This window comes from Streptomyces sp. NPDC059649, from assembly GCF_042734445.1.
GTDB lineage: Bacteria > Actinomycetota > Actinomycetes > Streptomycetales > Streptomycetaceae > Streptomyces.
The window spans coordinates 359,000-373,653 of record NZ_JBHWDV010000002.1; the positions used below are offsets into that span (position 1 = coordinate 359,000).

Genomic DNA, 14,654 nt, shown 5'->3' on the forward strand with positions numbered 1-14,654 from the left:
GGGGTGGGGGGGGGGGGGGGGGGGGGGTTGGGGGGGGGGGGGGGGGGGGGGGGGGGTGGTCGGGGGCGGGCCCCTGCTCCCGTACCACCGCACGTCTCAGGGCCGCAGCGGCAGCCCGGGTGCGGCAGTGGCTCAGGGGCGCAGGAGCACCTTTCCCACCCCCGGGTCGCCGTCGCCGACCAGCGCGATCGCCTCGGCGAACCCTTCCAGGGGGAACTCATGGGTGATGAGCGGTGCCGGATCGAGCAGCCCGCGGCCGAAGGCGCGCACCGCGTACGACCAGGCCGTCGACGGCGCGCCGAAGATGCTGCGGATCTCCAGCTGGCTCAGGGACAGATGGACCGGGTCGATCCCGGCCGCGCCCGGCGGGAACATCCCGGTGAGCACCACCCGGCCGCCCCGGCGGGCCAGCAGACAGGACGAGGCCGCGGTCGAGCGTGCTCCCGCGGTCTCCACGACCAGGTCGAAGCAGCCGTTGCGCTGCGTCGCCTGCTCGGGCGTACACGCCGCGCTCGCGTCGAACCGCAGCCCCTGGGCCCGGCGCCCGGACCGCGGGTCGACGACCACGAGTTCGGCGGGCTCCGCCGCGGCCAGCAGCTGCACCGCGAGCAGCCCGAGGGTGCCCGCACCGACCACCGCGATCCGCTCGCCGGGCCGCGGCCGCCCGGCCCGCACCGCCGCGGCGACCACCGCGGCCGGCTCCAGGAGTGCCGCGGCCCGTAGATCGGCGTCGTCCGGCAGCGGGTGCAACAGCGCCGCGGGGACGGTGAGATGGTCCGCGAACCCGCCCGGCTCGGTGAACCCGGTCTCGGCGTAGCCGCTGGTGCACAGGCTGGTCTCGCCGGCCCGGCAGCGTTCACACGTCCGGCACGCCCGGAACCCCTCGGCCACCGTCTTGCGCCCCACCAGCGCCGGATCGACCCCCGCGCCGACCGCCGCCACCGTGCCCGACCACTCATGACCGGGTACGAGCGGGTAGTGGACATACCCGGCGTCGCGCCGGCCCTCGTACACCTCGCGGTCGCTCAGGCAGATCCCGGCGGCGGCGACCCGCACCAGGACCTCGCCCTTCCCGGGCCCGGGCACCGCGCCGTACACCAGGCGGTGCCGCCGGGGCCGCTCGACGACGATCGAGCGGCTGACCGCGTCCCCACCGTCCCGCGGCACCGCATCCCCACCGTCCCGCGGCACCGTATCCCCGCCCTCCCGGCTGTCCGAGGCGTCCCCGCCCACCCGTTTCATCGCGGCCGCCTCTGCTCCCAGCCCTCGGCCCAGAGGTCGAACCGGGCCTGCTGCTTCGGGAATTCGGCCGCGGCATCGGCGTCGAACTCGACGCCCAGCCCGGGTGCGTAGGACACCGCGAAGCAGCCGGTCTCCGGATCCACGTACGGCGCGCCCCGCACCACCTTCGTGATCTCCGCGTCCGCGAAGTCGTTGAAGTGCTCCAGGACCTTGAAGTTCGGTGTGCAGGCGGCGAGTTGGAGCGAGGCCGCGGTCAGTACCGAGCCGCCGACATTGTGCGGGGCCACCAGTACGTAGTGCGTCTCGGCGGTCGCGGCGAGCTTGCGCGCTTCGAGGATGCCGCCGATGTGGCCGAGGTCCGGCTGGATGATGTCGGCGGCCTGCGCCTCGAACAGCTCCCGGAACTCGATCCGGTCGTGGATGCGTTCACCGGTCGCCACCGGCAGCTCCACCTTGTCCGCGACCTTCTTCAGGGCCTTCAGGTTCTCCGGCGGCACCGGCTCCTCCAGCCAGGCGGGCCGGAAGGGCGCCAGCTCTCGGGCGAGCCGGACCGCCGTGGCCGGGCTGAAGCGGCCGTGCATCTCCAGCATCAGCTCGATGTCCGGGCCGATCGCGTCCCGTACCGCCTCGATCAACGACACGGACTCCAGGGTCTGTTGGTGGTCCAGCTCGAAGTGCCCGGTCCCGAACGGGTCGATCTTCAGGGCCCGGTAGCCGCGCGCCACCACCTCCTGAGCCGCCTTGTGGTACGCCTCCGGGGTGCGCTCGGTGGTGTACCAGCCGTTGGCGTACGCCCGCACGCGATCGGTGACCCGGCCACCGAGCAACTGCCACACCGGAACCCCGAGCGCCTTGCCCTTGATGTCCCAACAGGCCATCTCCACACAGGCGATCCCGGACATCACGATCTCGCCGGCCCGCCCGTAATCCCCGTACTTCATCCGACGGACCAGATCCTCCACCGCGAACGGGTCCGATCCGCGCAGATGGTTGGCCTCCGCCTCGCGCAGATAGCCGAGCAGGGCATCGGTACGGCCCAGCATCCTGGTCTCACCGACCCCGGTCAGTCCCTCGTCGGTGTGGACGAGTACGTAGGTGAGATTGCGCCAGGGGGTTCCGACGACGTGTGTGCTGATTCCCGTGATGCGCACGGCAATTACCCTTCCTTGCCGTTCGAAATTTCGTCACTCGTTCGAAATCGTGGCGTGACCGTAGTCACCTCCCGACAGGGGTGTCAATGGGTCGCCCGGTGGCCGGCGCGTCCTCACCATTGCCCGGCGAACCGCCCTGTGCGTAGCCTGCGTTCGGCATACCGGTCAGCAGCCGACTGCTCGAACGACGACCGACTTCTCGAACGACATGGGTGGTGACGCACATGGGACGTCTGGTCCCCGCGGTGACCAGGGCGCTCGACATCCTGGAGCTGTTCCTGGAAGGCGACGGAACCCTCTCCGCGCCCGACATCACCCGCACCCTGCAGCTGCCGCGTACCACCGTGCACGAGCTGATCACCACGCTCGCCGCCCGCTCGTACCTGGTGCCCGCCCCCGGCCGGCCCGGCCACTACCGCCTCGGCGTCCGCCCCTACCAGCTCGGCAGCCGCTACGCCGAACAACTCGACCTCGCCGCGGAAGGCCAGCAGGTGGCCCGCGAGGTCGCCGAGACCTGCGACGAGACCGTCCATGTCGCGATCCTGGAGGACCTCGACGTCATCTACATCGCCAAGGTCGACTCCGTCCACGCCGTCCGCATGGTCTCCGCCGCCGGCCGCCGGCTGCCCGCGCACTGCACCGCGGTCGGCAAGATGCTGCTCGCCGCCCTGCCCCCCGACGAACTGGACCTCCGCATCGAGGAAGCGGGCGAGCTGGACGCGTTGACGCACCACAGCATCACCGACCCCGAGGCGCTCCGGGCCGCACTCGCCGTCGTCCGCGAGCGCGGTATCGCGGTCGAGTACCGGGAGTCCAACCCGGACGTGAACTGCGTGGCCGCGCCCGTACGGGACGGCACCGGCCGGGTCGTCGCCGCCCTGTCCGTCTCCGTACCCGTGATCCGTTGGAGCGAGGAACGCGAGGCCGAACTCGCCGAGCTGGCCGCCAAGGGCGCGAACGACCTCTCCGTACGTCTGGGGCACCGCGGCGGCCACCGATGATGAGGCCCGAGGTCGCGGTCCGCGCCTCGGCCACGCTCGGCGAGGGCCCCACCTGGGACCCGGCGGCGGACCGCCTGATCTGGGTCGACATCCTCGGCTCCCGCATCCACACGTACCATCCGGCCAGCGGGCGGTGCACCGTGATGGCCACCGAACAGCACGTCGGCGCGGCCAAACCGCGCGCGGCGGGCGGACTGGTGGTCAACCTGCGCGACGGCATCGGCCGCTACGACGCCGACGGGGCGTTCTCCTGGCTCGTACGCGACCCGGTCCCCGGCCGCCGCGGCAACGACGCCGCCGTCGCCCCCGACGGCTCGCTGTGGGCGGGCACCATGCGCGACGACGAGGCCCCGGGCGGCGGCACGCTCACCCGCCTCACCCCCGACGGCGACACACAGCTCATCTTCCCGTCCGTCACCGTCAGCAACGGCATCGGCTGGAGCCCGGACGGCACCCGCCTCTACTACATCGACTCCCCGACCCGCCGCATCGACGTCTGCCGCATGGACGCCCAACTGCCCTCGCATCGGCGCACGTTGGTGGAGATCGAGCCCGGCACCGGCTACCCCGACGGCCTGACCGTCGACGCCGACGGCTGCCTCTGGGTCGCCCTCTGGGACGGCGCCCAGATCCGCCGCTACACCCCCGACGGCCACCTGGACCGCACCCTCCCGCTCCCCGTCCCACGCCCCACCGCCTGCTGCTTCGGCGGCCCGTCCCTGCGCGACCTGTACATCACCACGGCCCGTTCCCGCTCCCCGCACCCCCACCCCCTGGAAGGCTCCGTCCTGGTGCTCCCGGGGGCGGGCCAGGGGATGCCGGGGGTGGCCTTCGGCGGCTGAAGTGCTCGGTCCGAGGCCCCTTTCGGGCGAACACGACGGGAATTCCTACGCTCCTGGAGGTCACACCCCATGACCGAGCTCCCCGAAAGCGGGCTGCCGCTGTCCGGCATCACCGTGGTCAGCGTCGAGCAGGCGGTGGCGGCTCCCTACGCCACCCGCCAGCTGGCCGATCTCGGCGCGCGCGTCATCAAGGTGGAACGCCCGGGCGGCGGCGACTTCGCCCGGCGCTACGACACCACGGTGCACGGCGAGTCCAGCTACTTCGTGTGGCTCAACCGGTCGAAGGAGTCCGTGACGCTCGACCTGAAGTCGGACCGGGGACGGGCGGTCCTGGAGCAACTCCTGGGCGGCGCCGATGTGTTCGTACAGAACCTGGCTCCCGGCGCGGCCGCCAGGATGGGCCTGGGAGCGGATGCCCTCGGCGAGCGCTTCCCGTCCCTCATCCGGTGCTCCGTCTCCGGCTACGGCACCAGCGGACCGTGGGCCGGCCGCAAGGCGTACGACCTGCTGGTGCAGTGCCAGACGGGCCTGGTCTCGCTGACCGGCACCGCTGAGGAATCCGCGCGGGTGGGGGTCTCGATCGCCGATATCGCGGCCGGCATGTACGCCTACTCGGGCATCCTCACCGCCCTCTTCACCCGGGCGACCACCGGCGTCGCCCGCGCCGTGGAGGTCTCCCTGTTCGAGGCACTGGCCGAATGGATGGGCCAGCCCGCCTACTACACCCGGTACGGCGGCACCCAGCCCCCGCGCATCGGCACCCAGCACGCCACCATCGCCCCGTACGGCGCCTACACCGCGGCGGACGGCAAGGACGTGCTGTTCTCGATCCAGAACGAGCGGGAATGGGCCGCCCTGTGCGAGCGGTTCCTGCGCAGGCCCGGGCTCGTCGACGACCCGCGCTTCGCCACCGGCTCCGACCGCGTGGCCCACCGCGACGAGCTGAACGCGATCGTGGCCGAGCGGTTCGGCGAGCTGGCCAGCGAGGAGGTGATGAAGCTGCTGGACGAGGCGGGCATCGCCAACGCCGGCGTCAACGACGTCCAGGATTTCCTGGCCCACCCCGTGCTCAGCGCCCGGAACCGATGGCGCGACGTGCGGATACCCGGCGGATCCGTGGTGCCCGCCCTGCTGCCCCCCGCGGACCTGACCGGCACCGCCCCGCGCATGGACGCGGTACCCGCCGTCGGCGAACACACCGAGACCGTCCTGACGGAACTGGGTTACCGCACCGCCGACATCGCCGACCTGCGAACCAACGGCGTCATCTGACCCCGCGCGCCCTGTTCCGTCGGTGCCTCGACCCACCATCGTCTGCGTGCTCAGAACGGCGAGGAGTTCCAGCCGTTCGGCGTCGTCGGTGCCGGGCTCGGCCGTGCGTACGCCTCCCCGGGCCTCGCCCATCCGACGTCGAAGGCCGCGGTCAACATGATCACCCTCCAGTAGGAGCTCAACTCGCCCCGCTCACCGCGAACTTGACGTGCCTTCCGTAAGGTGGAGCGCCGTACCACTGACTTCTCCGAATGGAGGACCGATGACCGCAGACGGCCTCAGCCGATTAACCTCCCGCGTGGCGCAGTTCGTGCTCCGCGGGCGCCGGCCCCGGCTCGACCATCCCGACTCGCACCGGGCCGCCCGGCCCAACCAGCACGCGGGCCTGATCTACCACTACCGACCCTCTTCCCCGACGGGAGGCGGCGGTCTGCAGGGACCGCTCTGACCGTCGGCGGCCCTTCCGCTGCTCGGCCGGGGGCCTGGGCCGTGTTGCTGGTGGTCCAGGCCCTCGGGTTCGATGACCGGATGACGCGCGACACGACAGCAGGAACCCCACGAGCCGCCGAGGCGACGAGCAGAATCGCCGGCGGCTGCCTGACCGTGGGCCTGATGGTGCTCAGCGCCCTGCTGCTCCTGGTGAGCTTCGCGGCCACCACCGAGATCGACTCACCCGAGGCCTTCCCGGGAATCAAGGACAACCGCAGCGTCCTGGTGCTGATGATCCTGGTCCTCGGGCTGGCAGCACTGCTGGGTGCCGTGGCGATCGCGCTGCGCCTCTCCCGCACCAGGCTGACCACGGCCGTGGTCAGCCTGGCATGCACCGTCCTGCTCACCGCGGCCGGCTGTCGCGCGTACACCCTCGCCCCCATGCTCCAGTGCTGGGGCCACGAGTCCCTCGCCCACAACCCGAACGGCTCCTACACCTGCCACGACCGTTGAACGTGACGGCAGGGCTGCTTTCGACGCACCCCACCACTCCGCCCGCGCACCGCAGTTCTGGCATGCCGCGGAGTACCTGAGGGCGGTGTAAACCGGCTGTGGCACGCCCACTCCCTCAACTCAAGGACGCTTGACCCTCCCGTAACAGGAGGCCCTACGGTCCCGTGGCATGAAGATTGTTGTGCATGACACCGCGTCCGCCATGATCGATCTCCTGCAGCGGCCGTTGGAGGAGCGGCCCGAGGCGCTGCGGGAGATGCTCGGTCCGTTGCAGGACGTGATGGGCCCTGTGATGGGGGACTTCGACATGGTGCAGATGCACCGGGGGACGGGAAGCGGCTTTCGGATCGATCGGGAGGATGAGCGGTATCTGCCCGCCGTGCGGCAGATGCGGGACGCAAGAGTGTGGGAGCGGATCGAGGAGTCGCTTGCGGCGGCGTGGGAGAGGATCCAAGGGGCGGTGCCGGGGATCAAGCATGCGGAGACCGTGCATGTCGTCCTGGTGCTGGGCGACCCGGATGATGAACACCTGACGGTGCGGAGTCGCGGCTACTTCGGGTTGGGAGGGTTCCCGGGGGCGATCCAACTGGTGATGTGGCCCACCGAGACGAGCCTCGCGAAGATCGGTCACGCTGCCGCGCACGAGATCCACCACAACGTGCGGTACGCGAACGTGGTCTGGAACCCGATGGCCGTCACGGTCGGGGAACAGGTCGTCGCCGAAGGGCTGGCCGAGACGTTCGTACGGGAGTTGGCCGGGGAAGAGGCCATGGGGCCGTGGGCTACGGCGCTGAGCGGTGCCGCGTTGGACCGCGCGTACGAGAAGATCACTGCCGATATCGACGTGGCCGGGATGCAGCACCTGACCGGGTATGTGCTCGGTGATGGCACTGCGCGGCGGATGGGGCAACCCACCGTCGGGCTGCCGGACTTCGCCGGGTACGGGGTCGGACTGCGGATCGTGGACGCGCATCTGAAGGCATCCGGCCTGACCGCCGCAGAGAGCGTCGCCCTGCCGGCGCGGGAGGTACTTCGCAACGCGGGCGTGGCGACCCGCGCGTAAGAGCGGAACGCGGTACGACAGCGCTGGCGGAGGCGGGGCCGGGCACGGCAGAATCGCGGCCGTGAAGGTCAACGTCACCGCGCGCGAACTCAATCGGGCCACCCTGAGCCGCCAACTCCTTCTTGAGCGGGCCGAGTTGGGTGTGGTCGAGGTGGTTCGCCGGGTCGTCGCGCTGCAGGCTCAGCACGCCGCATCACCGTACCTCGCGCTGTGGAACCGGATCGCCGGGTTCAAGGCGGCGGACATGGACGACGCGTTCGCCCGGGGCGCGGCCGTCAAAGCGACCCTGCTGCGGATGACGCTGCATGCCGTCCACGCCGACGACTACCAGGTCTTCCGCGAGGCGATGCAGCCGACGCTGTACGCCTCGCGGCTCGGCTACCACTTCGCCGCCACCGGACTCACCCCCGCGGACGGCGATGCGCTGGTGCCGGAAGCGGTGAAGTTCGCCGATCGGGCCCGTACCGCCGCCGAGATGGAGCAGTGGGTGGAGCGGCAGGTCGGGGCGGACCGGAAGGCCGGGGCGTGGTGGGGACTGCGGGCGTACGCACCGCTGCTGCACGTCCCGACGGGTGGCCCATGGTCGTTCGGCATCCGGCCGTCGTACGTCGCGGCGCGCACCGGCCCCATACCCACGGGCCGGGAGACGAGGAGGGAGGCGCTGACCACCCTCGTCCTGCGCTATCTGGCAGGGTTCGGTCCGGCGTCGGTGGCGGATATGGCGCAGTTCGCCACGGTTCAGCGCGCGCCGGTCCGCCAGGTGCTCACCGCACTCACCGCCCTCGACACCCTCGGCGGTGCCGTCGAACGGCTCGAAGGCCCGGACGGCAGCACGCTGTTCGACCTTCCCGGTGCCCCGCGCCCACCCGCGGAGACGCCGGCCCCACCCCGGCTCATGGCGATGTGGGACAGCGTCCTGCTCGCCTACGCCGACCGCAGCCGCGTGATACCCCCGGCCTACCGTCGGCTGGTCATCCGTTCCAACGGCGACGTGCTGCCCACGCTGCTGGTCGACGGGTATGTCGCCGGTGTGTGGCGGCCGGTCGACGGAGGCATCGAAGCGACGGCGTTCCACGCGCTCCCGGCCGCAGCCTGGGACGGGCTCGCCGCGGAGGCCCGTTCCATGACGGCCCTGCTGGCCGACCGTGAGACGGAGGTCTATCGCCGGTTCCACCACTGGTGGGGCAAGCTCGCACTGCCCGGCGAGGCCCAGGTACGGCTGTTGCCGGGCTAGCGGGACGCACACAAGGGGACGTTCCCAACGGGACGTATCCGAGGGGACGTACCCGAGGCGACCCGGCTGCCTGTACCGGGTCGCCCCAATGGGCTGCTTGCTACTCCTCGTCGAGTGGCCTCACGAATTCCAGGGTCCAGGTCTCTTGGAACTCGGGAGTGGGCTTGACGAGTTCGATCTGTGCGCCGCGGTGCCCGGAGCGCAGGGCGAGCCCATTGCCCGAAAGGATCTTGACCCCGCCGATCACCCTTTCGAACGTGAACTGTGCCCATTCGTCGCGCGGAACGCTGTTGACCCAGAGCTTGTCCTCGGGGGTCACGAGTCCAGCGCCCTCGTGAGAGGCGAGGTGGATCACATACGGTGCCCCCGGCGCGGGTACAGCGGGCTCGATGATCCATTCCTGCTCGATGGGCAGGGGATTGAGCCGGTCGGTGATGACCGGGGCGCCGTTCTTCGTGGCGTACTCGGTGGCTGTTACCAGGGAGGTCGGGCCGATGATGTGGGCGTGGATCTTGTAAATGCCGGGCTTCACAGGGATCGGAGCCATGTGCGGGGCTTCCTGTCTCTCACGGTTCGCCTCCACCGTTGGCATGTCGCCACCGGTGCAGGTCTCACCATCAAGGACCGCCCAGACGCCGCAAAAGACAAGAAACTGCCAAATCGGTTACGGCTAAGACTAATCGGACTTTATTGCGATGTCAGTGCTGACCTGCGAATCTCCCTCCCCATCGCAGAGCCGGAGGCGAGGCGAAGGGCAGCAATGGTCACAGTGCGGTGGAAGACGTACTCCCCCTTGCTTGTCGGAGCGGGTGGTCACGGCACGGGTCGAGTCGACGCCGACCATGCTCCCGTCGATCCGGTCCACACGATCCACCGGACAGCCCCTAGTAGGCGTTTGACGGGGACGTGGTGTGGGCCAGGAGGTCGGCGGCCGACTCCGCCAGGGTGCGGAGGGCCGGGTGCCAGGGGCGGTGCTGCGGGCCGGTCAGTACGAGGCGGCGCGAGGTTTCCGGCGCCAGTGGCAGCAGGACCAGGTCAGGGGGGACGAGGGTGCGGGAGACCTCGGAGAGTATCGTCACGCCGATGCCGGCCTGCACCATGCTGATCAGGGTCGCCAGGTCCCGTACCCGGTGGGTGGGATGGAAGCGCAGGCCGGCCAGGTGGTGGATGGTACGGACGCGGGCCTCGCATCCGTTCGGTGAGATCAGGAGCTGGTCGTCCTCCAGGTCGCGGATGTCGACGGCCGGCTCGCCCGCCAGGGGATGGTCCCGGGGCAGCAGGGCCCGGTAGCCGTCCACGGCGAGTTGGATGCCGGGACCGGGTTCCGGATCGATCAGGACGGCGGCATCGGCCGTCCCCTCGTCCAGCCAGGTGGTGATCTCGGCGCTGTCCCCCTCGAAGACCCGGACCGTGACGCGCGGTTGCTCCTCGCGCCAGTGCCGGAGCAGGCGGGGGACCACCAGCCCCTGGCAGACCGTGGGCGTGGCGGCCAGCCGGACGATGCCGGTCATGGTCTCGGTGGCACTGGCCGCGATCCGTTCCACGGACCGGGCCGCGGACACCGCGAGGCGGGCGTGCGGCAGGACCCGTTCGCCGAGCGCGGTGGTACGGGCGGGGGTGGCCCGGACCAGCAGCGGGGCGGACAGCTCGCGTTCCAGGGAGGCCACGGCGTGCGACACCGCCGACTGGCTCATGCCCAACTCGGCGGCCGCCGCACTGAAGCCGCCCGCGTCCACCACGGCGAGGAAGGCCCTGAGTTGGGGAAGGTTCACGGTCATGCGTCGGCCTCATATGCGTATGACAGGTATGCGTTGGATCTATGGTGCCAGGTCGGGGAGGCTTGCTGAGCGCCACGCCGGCTCCGGGAAGGGACCACGCAGCGGCGCAGAGCAATCAGATGCGGAGCATCCACACGCAGCGCATCGATAGGTAGAAGAGAGGCCTGCCATGCCGTACTTCCGGGTCACCGTTCCCGATCCCGACCTCCCCGCCGACGTCCAGCGCGCCCTCGCCGAGGGGTTGACCCAGCTGGCGGTCTCGGCCCTGAACAAGTCCAGCGCGCGCACCATCGTCCAGTTCAACCTGGTGGCGGCCGGCAGCTACTTCGTCGACGGCAAGGCGCTGACCGGCCGGCGTGACGCGCACGTGGAAGGCAGTCTCACCCTGGGTACCAACAGCGCTGCCGAGAAAGCCGACTTCATCGCCCGGGCCGGCGAACTGCTGACGGAGATCCTAGGTCCGCTTGCCCGAGCCGGTGTGGCGCTGCACGAGCTGCACCCCGAGAGCTACGGCTACCACGGAGTCACCCAATTCGACTTCTACCGCCGGCCGGCAGGGACGCAGCAGGCAGGTGCCGAGCAGGCAGCTACCCCAGCAGGCAGGGACGTAGCCGGCACGCCGCTACTGGGTCAGGGCAGCGGCATGAGCCGGTAGAGGACGGTGGCGACCAGGTCGCGGGCGTACTGCGGGTCCAGGGGGCCGGGGCGGAAGAGGATGCGGTACATCACGGGCGCCACGACGTGGTCCATCACGGTGTCGGTGTCCGGTACGTGTTCGCCGCGCTGCGCGGCCCGGGTGAGGATGGTGTCGACCTGGTCGACGGCGTAGGCCGAGCACCGCCCGGGGTTGCTGCCGTCCGGATCGCCGGCCAGGGCGTCGCGGATGTACGAGCGTCCCGGCGGGGACGACATCTCCTCCAAGAAGGCGGCGGCCCAGTGCTCCAGGTCGGCGCGGAGGTTTCCGTGGTCGGCCGGGGGCGCCTCGGGCCGCAGTCGTTCCACCGCGACGTCCGAGAGCAGCTCCTGGAGGTCTCCCCAGCGGCGGTAGATGGTCGACGGGGTGACGCCGGCCCGCGCGGCGATCTGGGGGATGGTGAGGTCGCCGCGCCCCTGCTCGGCCTGGAGTGCGCGCACCGCCGCGTGTACGGACTGCTGTACGCGGGCACTGCGGCCTCCAGGCCGGGCAGCTGGTTGGGGACTCATGCCCTCCAGCTTAACGCAAAATCATTGCGTCAGTGGCAATGGCAGTGGGATGGGATGGGACGGGTCAGGGAAACGGGGGTGGCTAGGGAACAGGGGTGGCTAGGGGGCTGGGGCGAGGCTCGGTGCGGGCGCGCCGTGACCGGCTGGTGGGCCGAAGCGGGTGACGGGCGGATGGGTCGTCTCGTAGGCGCGTCCGGCGCGCAGGAGGGTGGCCTCGTCGAGCGCCCGGCCGATGAGCTGCATGCCGATGGGCAGCCCCGCGCTGTCCAGGCCGACGGGCAGGGAGAGCGACGGCAGGCCCGTGAGGTTCGCCGGGGCCGACAGCCTGACGTACGCGTCGGACACGCTCTCGGTGCTTCCGGTGCCTTCGGTGCCTTCGGTGGCCGGCCAGTTGATCTCCTCCTGGTCGCGGTGGACGGCCGTGCAGGGGACGGTCGGTGCGACGATGAGGTCGACCTCATCGAACAGCCGCGCCCAGGCACGGTGCATCAGGGCACGGGCCCGCTGGGCGCGCAGATAGTCGGTCGCCGGTATGAGTCCGCCCGCCTCCAGCAGGACGCGGACGTCGGGTCCGTAGAGCTCGGGGGACGTGCGCAGGGTCTGTTCGTGTGAGGCGGTGGCCTCGGGCACCATGACGCCCCACTGGGTGGCCTGGACGTACTCGGTCATCGGGATGTCGATCTCGCTCAACTCGGCGCCCAGTGCGGAGAGTTGAGCGATGGCCGCGCGGACGGCGGCGGCGACCTCGGGGGCGACCCGGTCGAAATAGTAGTTGCGGGGGACGGCGACGCGTAGGCCGGCCAGGCTCGCGACCGTAGGGGAGGGGCCTTCCGTGGTGTGGTGACCGGTGAGGGCGGCGAGTACGAGTTCCGCGTCGCGGACCGTGCGGGTGATCGGGCCGATGTGGTCCAGGGACCAGGACAGCGGTGTGACGCCGTCCATGGGGACGAGTCCGTATGTCGGCTTGAGCCCCACGACGCCGTTCAGGGCGGCGGGAACACGGATCGAGCCGCCGGTGTCCGTCCCGATGGCGAAGGTCGCCTCCCCTGCCGCGACCGCCACCGCCGAGCCGCCGCTGGAGCCGCCGGCCACCCGGTCGGCGGCCCAGGCGTTCCGCGTCTGAGGGGTCGTCAGGCCGTACGCGAACTCATGCGTATGGGTCTTGCCCAGCAGTACCGCCCCGGCGCTTCGGAGGCGTGCCGCGACGGTGCTGTCCGCGAGGGCCAGGTGGCGGGCGCGTACCCGGGAACTGGCCGTCGTCGGCAGCCCTTCGACGTCGATGAGGTCCTTCAGGGTCATCGGGATTCCGTGCAGCGGCCCGCGGTGCCGGCCCGCCGCGATGTCCCGTTCCGCCTGTGCGGCGGCCTTCCGTGCCTCGTCCGCGCGTACCGTGACGTAGGCCCCGAGGTCGCCTTCCACCTCCTCGATCCGTGCCAGGACCGAGTCGGTCAGTTCCACCGGCGAGAGCTCGCGGGCGGCGATCGCCCGGGCCGCGTCGGCGAGCGACAGCTCATACGGCACGTGCATCGGTCGGCTCCTCTCCGGCGACGAGTGCCTTGGTGGGGGCGGGAGTTGGCGGGGCGACGGCGGGGGCGGTGTCCGACAGGTCCAGTTCGCGCAGCGGGCGCAGGACGTGCTGGATGTGGTTCGCCGTGGCGGCTATCAGGTCGAGCCGCCCGGATTCCACGGGCAGGCCGGCCCGCAGGGCCCAACGGGCCGCTTCCTGCGGGGAGAGATCTTCGGCGGGCATTGCGGAACTCCCTTCCTGGGGCGTGAGTGGAGTGAGAGAGATGCGTGAGCGTGTGGGGCGTGAGGGTGTGGGACGGGAGGGTGTGAAGCGGGTCGGGGCCGCATGAGTCGGTGTCGGGGTGCGCCCTAAAGCTGAATGTTTGCGTTAAGGGACCGTACGGCATACGGTGCCGCTAACGCAAAGAAGCTGCTTTAGCTGGAGAGGGATGCCATGCATCAGGACGTGATGCGTCAGTTCACGCCGCCCCCGCACGCCCTTGCCCACGGCTCCGGGCCGACCTGGGCCGTCGGTGACCTGTTGGTGCACCGCGTCGACGAGACGGAACTCCCGCCGCCGACCGGCCGCTGGCTGCTGCCCGAGGCCACTCCCGCCGTGGTGGGCGACGCCCCCTGGCTGCGGCCGGACTTCGCCACGTCCGACGGTGTGCTGCGACTGGCCAGCCACAGCTTCGCCGTCGAGGCGAACGGTCTGCGGGTGCTGGTCGACACCGGCATCGGCAACGGCAAGACCCGCGCCGACCCGGCCTGGGACCATCTGGACACCCCCTATCTCCGACGGCTCACCGCTGCGGGCTTCGCGCCCGAAAGCGTCGACCTGGTCATCCTGACGCATCTGCACACCGATCATGTCGGCTGGAACACCCGGGAGAGCGGCGGGAGTTGGATTCCGGCCTTCCCCCGCGCCCGTTATCTGGTCGCGCGCACGGAGTGGGACTACTGGGCCGGCGTCACGATGGACGAGCCGCGGCAACAGATGTTCCGTGACTCGGTCCATCCGGTGCGGGACGCCGGGCTGCTCGACCTGGTCGACGTCCCGGACGCGGGCAGTGAAGTGGCCCCCGGTATCCGTCTGCGGCCCACCCCGGGGCATACGCCGGGTCAGATCGCGGTGGAACTCCGCAGTGGCGCCCGCTCGGCCGTCATCACCGGCGACTGCGTCCATCACCCCGTGCAGCTGCACCGCCCCGGCATCACCAGCTGCGTGGACATCGACCCCGCCCGGGCCGTCCGGAGCCGCCGCGAACTGATCGCCTCGCTCGCCGGAACCGAAAGCCTGCTCCTCGGCAGCCACTTCCCGCCGCCGACCGCCGGCCTCGTCACCGCGGAGGCGGGCACTTACCGGCTGCTGCCGGTCCCCGGGGTTTCGCGCTGACCCTTCGCGGGCGCGGTAGCGGCG

16 protein-coding genes are annotated in these 14,654 nt (G+C 71.0%); 9 read left to right on the forward strand and 7 right to left on the reverse strand.

The window, feature by feature from the left end:
• Positions 1-132 precede the first annotated feature (132 nt).
• On the reverse strand, positions 133-1,242 hold the full coding sequence (locus tag ACFV1J_RS04470) for a zinc-binding dehydrogenase (RefSeq protein ID WP_385855718.1): 1,110 nt from the start codon (positions 1,240-1,242) through the stop codon (positions 133-135).
• The gene (locus ACFV1J_RS04475; RefSeq protein ID WP_385855719.1) at positions 1,239-2,393 is read right to left on the reverse strand and encodes a mandelate racemase/muconate lactonizing enzyme family protein; all 1,155 of its coding nucleotides are present in this window, start codon (positions 2,391-2,393) and stop codon (positions 1,239-1,241) included. The genes ACFV1J_RS04470 and ACFV1J_RS04475 overlap by 4 nt, the downstream gene beginning before the upstream one ends.
• Before the next feature lie 224 nt (positions 2,394-2,617).
• On the opposite strand from ACFV1J_RS04475, the gene ACFV1J_RS04480 reads away from it, so the two are divergent.
• The 7 genes from ACFV1J_RS04480 to ACFV1J_RS04510 all read left to right on the forward strand — a co-directional run bounded on the left by ACFV1J_RS04480 (position 2,618) and on the right by ACFV1J_RS04510 (position 8,747).
• Positions 2,618-3,394, forward strand: coding sequence for an IclR family transcriptional regulator (locus tag ACFV1J_RS04480; RefSeq protein WP_385855720.1), 777 nt, complete (start codon positions 2,618-2,620; stop codon positions 3,392-3,394).
• The gene (locus tag ACFV1J_RS04485) at positions 3,394-4,236 is read left to right on the forward strand and encodes an SMP-30/gluconolactonase/LRE family protein (RefSeq protein WP_385855994.1); all 843 of its coding nucleotides are present in this window, start codon (positions 3,394-3,396) and stop codon (positions 4,234-4,236) included. The genes ACFV1J_RS04480 and ACFV1J_RS04485 overlap by 1 nt, the downstream gene beginning before the upstream one ends.
• Positions 4,237-4,305: 69 nt before the next feature.
• Positions 4,306-5,508, forward strand: a complete 1,203-nt coding sequence (locus ACFV1J_RS04490) for a CaiB/BaiF CoA transferase family protein (protein ID WP_385855721.1) — start codon at positions 4,306-4,308, stop codon at positions 5,506-5,508.
• Between the two features lie 262 nt (positions 5,509-5,770).
• Positions 5,771-5,956 carry a hypothetical protein gene (locus ACFV1J_RS04495; RefSeq protein WP_385855722.1) on the forward strand — a complete coding sequence of 62 codons (186 nt, stop codon included), beginning with the start codon at positions 5,771-5,773 and terminating at the stop codon, positions 5,954-5,956.
• An 80-nt stretch (positions 5,957-6,036) separates the two neighbouring features.
• The gene (locus ACFV1J_RS04500) at positions 6,037-6,450 is read left to right on the forward strand and encodes a hypothetical protein (protein WP_385855723.1); all 414 of its coding nucleotides are present in this window, start codon (positions 6,037-6,039) and stop codon (positions 6,448-6,450) included.
• 169 nt (positions 6,451-6,619) lie between these two features.
• Positions 6,620-7,513: a DUF2268 domain-containing protein gene (locus ACFV1J_RS04505; protein WP_385855724.1), complete on the forward strand. Its 894-nt coding sequence runs from the start codon at positions 6,620-6,622 to the stop codon at positions 7,511-7,513.
• Between the two features lie 61 nt (positions 7,514-7,574).
• Positions 7,575-8,747 (forward strand): winged helix DNA-binding domain-containing protein, encoded by a 1,173-nt coding sequence (locus ACFV1J_RS04510; protein WP_385855726.1) that lies wholly within the window; start codon positions 7,575-7,577, stop codon positions 8,745-8,747.
• A gap of 100 nt (positions 8,748-8,847) precedes the next feature.
• Here ACFV1J_RS04510 and ACFV1J_RS04515 read toward each other — a convergent pair whose 3' ends face one another.
• Both ACFV1J_RS04515 and ACFV1J_RS04520 read right to left on the reverse strand, forming a co-directional pair.
• Positions 8,848-9,294 (reverse strand): hypothetical protein, encoded by a 447-nt coding sequence (locus ACFV1J_RS04515; RefSeq protein ID WP_385855727.1) that lies wholly within the window; start codon positions 9,292-9,294, stop codon positions 8,848-8,850.
• Positions 9,295-9,631: 337 nt separating this feature from the next.
• Positions 9,632-10,525 carry a LysR family transcriptional regulator gene (locus ACFV1J_RS04520; RefSeq protein WP_385855728.1) on the reverse strand — a complete coding sequence of 298 codons (894 nt, stop codon included), beginning with the start codon at positions 10,523-10,525 and terminating at the stop codon, positions 9,632-9,634.
• A gap of 169 nt (positions 10,526-10,694) precedes the next feature.
• On the opposite strand from ACFV1J_RS04520, the gene ACFV1J_RS04525 reads away from it, so the two are divergent.
• The gene (locus tag ACFV1J_RS04525; protein ID WP_385855729.1) at positions 10,695-11,180 is read left to right on the forward strand and encodes a 4-oxalocrotonate tautomerase family protein; all 486 of its coding nucleotides are present in this window, start codon (positions 10,695-10,697) and stop codon (positions 11,178-11,180) included.
• Here the strand turns inward: ACFV1J_RS04525 and ACFV1J_RS04530 are convergent.
• From ACFV1J_RS04530 to ACFV1J_RS04540, 3 genes are all read right to left on the reverse strand, one after another.
• Positions 11,156-11,728, reverse strand: a complete 573-nt coding sequence (locus ACFV1J_RS04530; RefSeq protein WP_385855730.1) for a TetR/AcrR family transcriptional regulator — start codon at positions 11,726-11,728, stop codon at positions 11,156-11,158. The two genes, ACFV1J_RS04525 and ACFV1J_RS04530, sit on opposite strands and share 25 nt — an antisense overlap.
• Before the next feature lie 99 nt (positions 11,729-11,827).
• Positions 11,828-13,255 (reverse strand): amidase, encoded by a 1,428-nt coding sequence (locus ACFV1J_RS04535; protein ID WP_385855731.1) that lies wholly within the window; start codon positions 13,253-13,255, stop codon positions 11,828-11,830.
• Complete coding sequence (locus tag ACFV1J_RS04540; protein WP_385855732.1) at positions 13,239-13,478, reverse strand: hypothetical protein; 240 nt, start codon at positions 13,476-13,478, stop codon at positions 13,239-13,241. The genes ACFV1J_RS04535 and ACFV1J_RS04540 overlap by 17 nt, the downstream gene beginning before the upstream one ends.
• 225 nt (positions 13,479-13,703) lie before the next feature.
• Here ACFV1J_RS04540 and ACFV1J_RS04545 point away from each other — a divergent pair, with 225 nt between their 5' ends.
• On the forward strand, positions 13,704-14,630 hold the full coding sequence (locus ACFV1J_RS04545; protein ID WP_385855995.1) for an MBL fold metallo-hydrolase: 927 nt from the start codon (positions 13,704-13,706) through the stop codon (positions 14,628-14,630).
• The last annotated feature ends 24 nt before the right edge of the window (positions 14,631-14,654 follow it).

Excerpts from the sequence above, each read along its gene's own strand:
- ACFV1J_RS04520 (WP_385855728.1), bottom strand. The coding sequence starts at position 10,525 with ATGACCGTGAACCTTCCCCAACTCAGGGCCTTCCTCGCCGTGGTGGAC.
- ACFV1J_RS04525 (WP_385855729.1), top strand. The coding sequence starts at position 10,695 with ATGCCGTACTTCCGGGTCACCGTTCCCGATCCCGACCTCCCCGCCGAC.
- ACFV1J_RS04485 (WP_385855994.1), top strand. The coding sequence starts at position 3,394 with ATGAGGCCCGAGGTCGCGGTCCGCGCCTCGGCCACGCTCGGCGAGGGC.
- ACFV1J_RS04480 (WP_385855720.1), top strand. The coding sequence starts at position 2,618 with ATGGGACGTCTGGTCCCCGCGGTGACCAGGGCGCTCGACATCCTGGAG.
- ACFV1J_RS04500 (WP_385855723.1), top strand. The coding sequence starts at position 6,037 with ATGACGCGCGACACGACAGCAGGAACCCCACGAGCCGCCGAGGCGACG.
- ACFV1J_RS04540 (WP_385855732.1), bottom strand. The coding sequence starts at position 13,478 with ATGCCCGCCGAAGATCTCTCCCCGCAGGAAGCGGCCCGTTGGGCCCTG.
- ACFV1J_RS04535 (WP_385855731.1), bottom strand. The coding sequence starts at position 13,255 with ATGCACGTGCCGTATGAGCTGTCGCTCGCCGACGCGGCCCGGGCGATC.
- ACFV1J_RS04470 (WP_385855718.1), bottom strand. The coding sequence starts at position 1,242 with ATGAAACGGGTGGGCGGGGACGCCTCGGACAGCCGGGAGGGCGGGGAT.
- ACFV1J_RS04545 (WP_385855995.1), top strand. The coding sequence starts at position 13,704 with ATGCGTCAGTTCACGCCGCCCCCGCACGCCCTTGCCCACGGCTCCGGG.
- ACFV1J_RS04495 (WP_385855722.1), top strand. The coding sequence starts at position 5,771 with ATGACCGCAGACGGCCTCAGCCGATTAACCTCCCGCGTGGCGCAGTTC.
- ACFV1J_RS04515 (WP_385855727.1), bottom strand. The coding sequence starts at position 9,294 with ATGGCTCCGATCCCTGTGAAGCCCGGCATTTACAAGATCCACGCCCAC.
- ACFV1J_RS04505 (WP_385855724.1), top strand. The coding sequence starts at position 6,620 with ATGAAGATTGTTGTGCATGACACCGCGTCCGCCATGATCGATCTCCTG.
- ACFV1J_RS04490 (WP_385855721.1), top strand. The coding sequence starts at position 4,306 with ATGACCGAGCTCCCCGAAAGCGGGCTGCCGCTGTCCGGCATCACCGTG.
- ACFV1J_RS04530 (WP_385855730.1), bottom strand. The coding sequence starts at position 11,728 with ATGAGTCCCCAACCAGCTGCCCGGCCTGGAGGCCGCAGTGCCCGCGTA.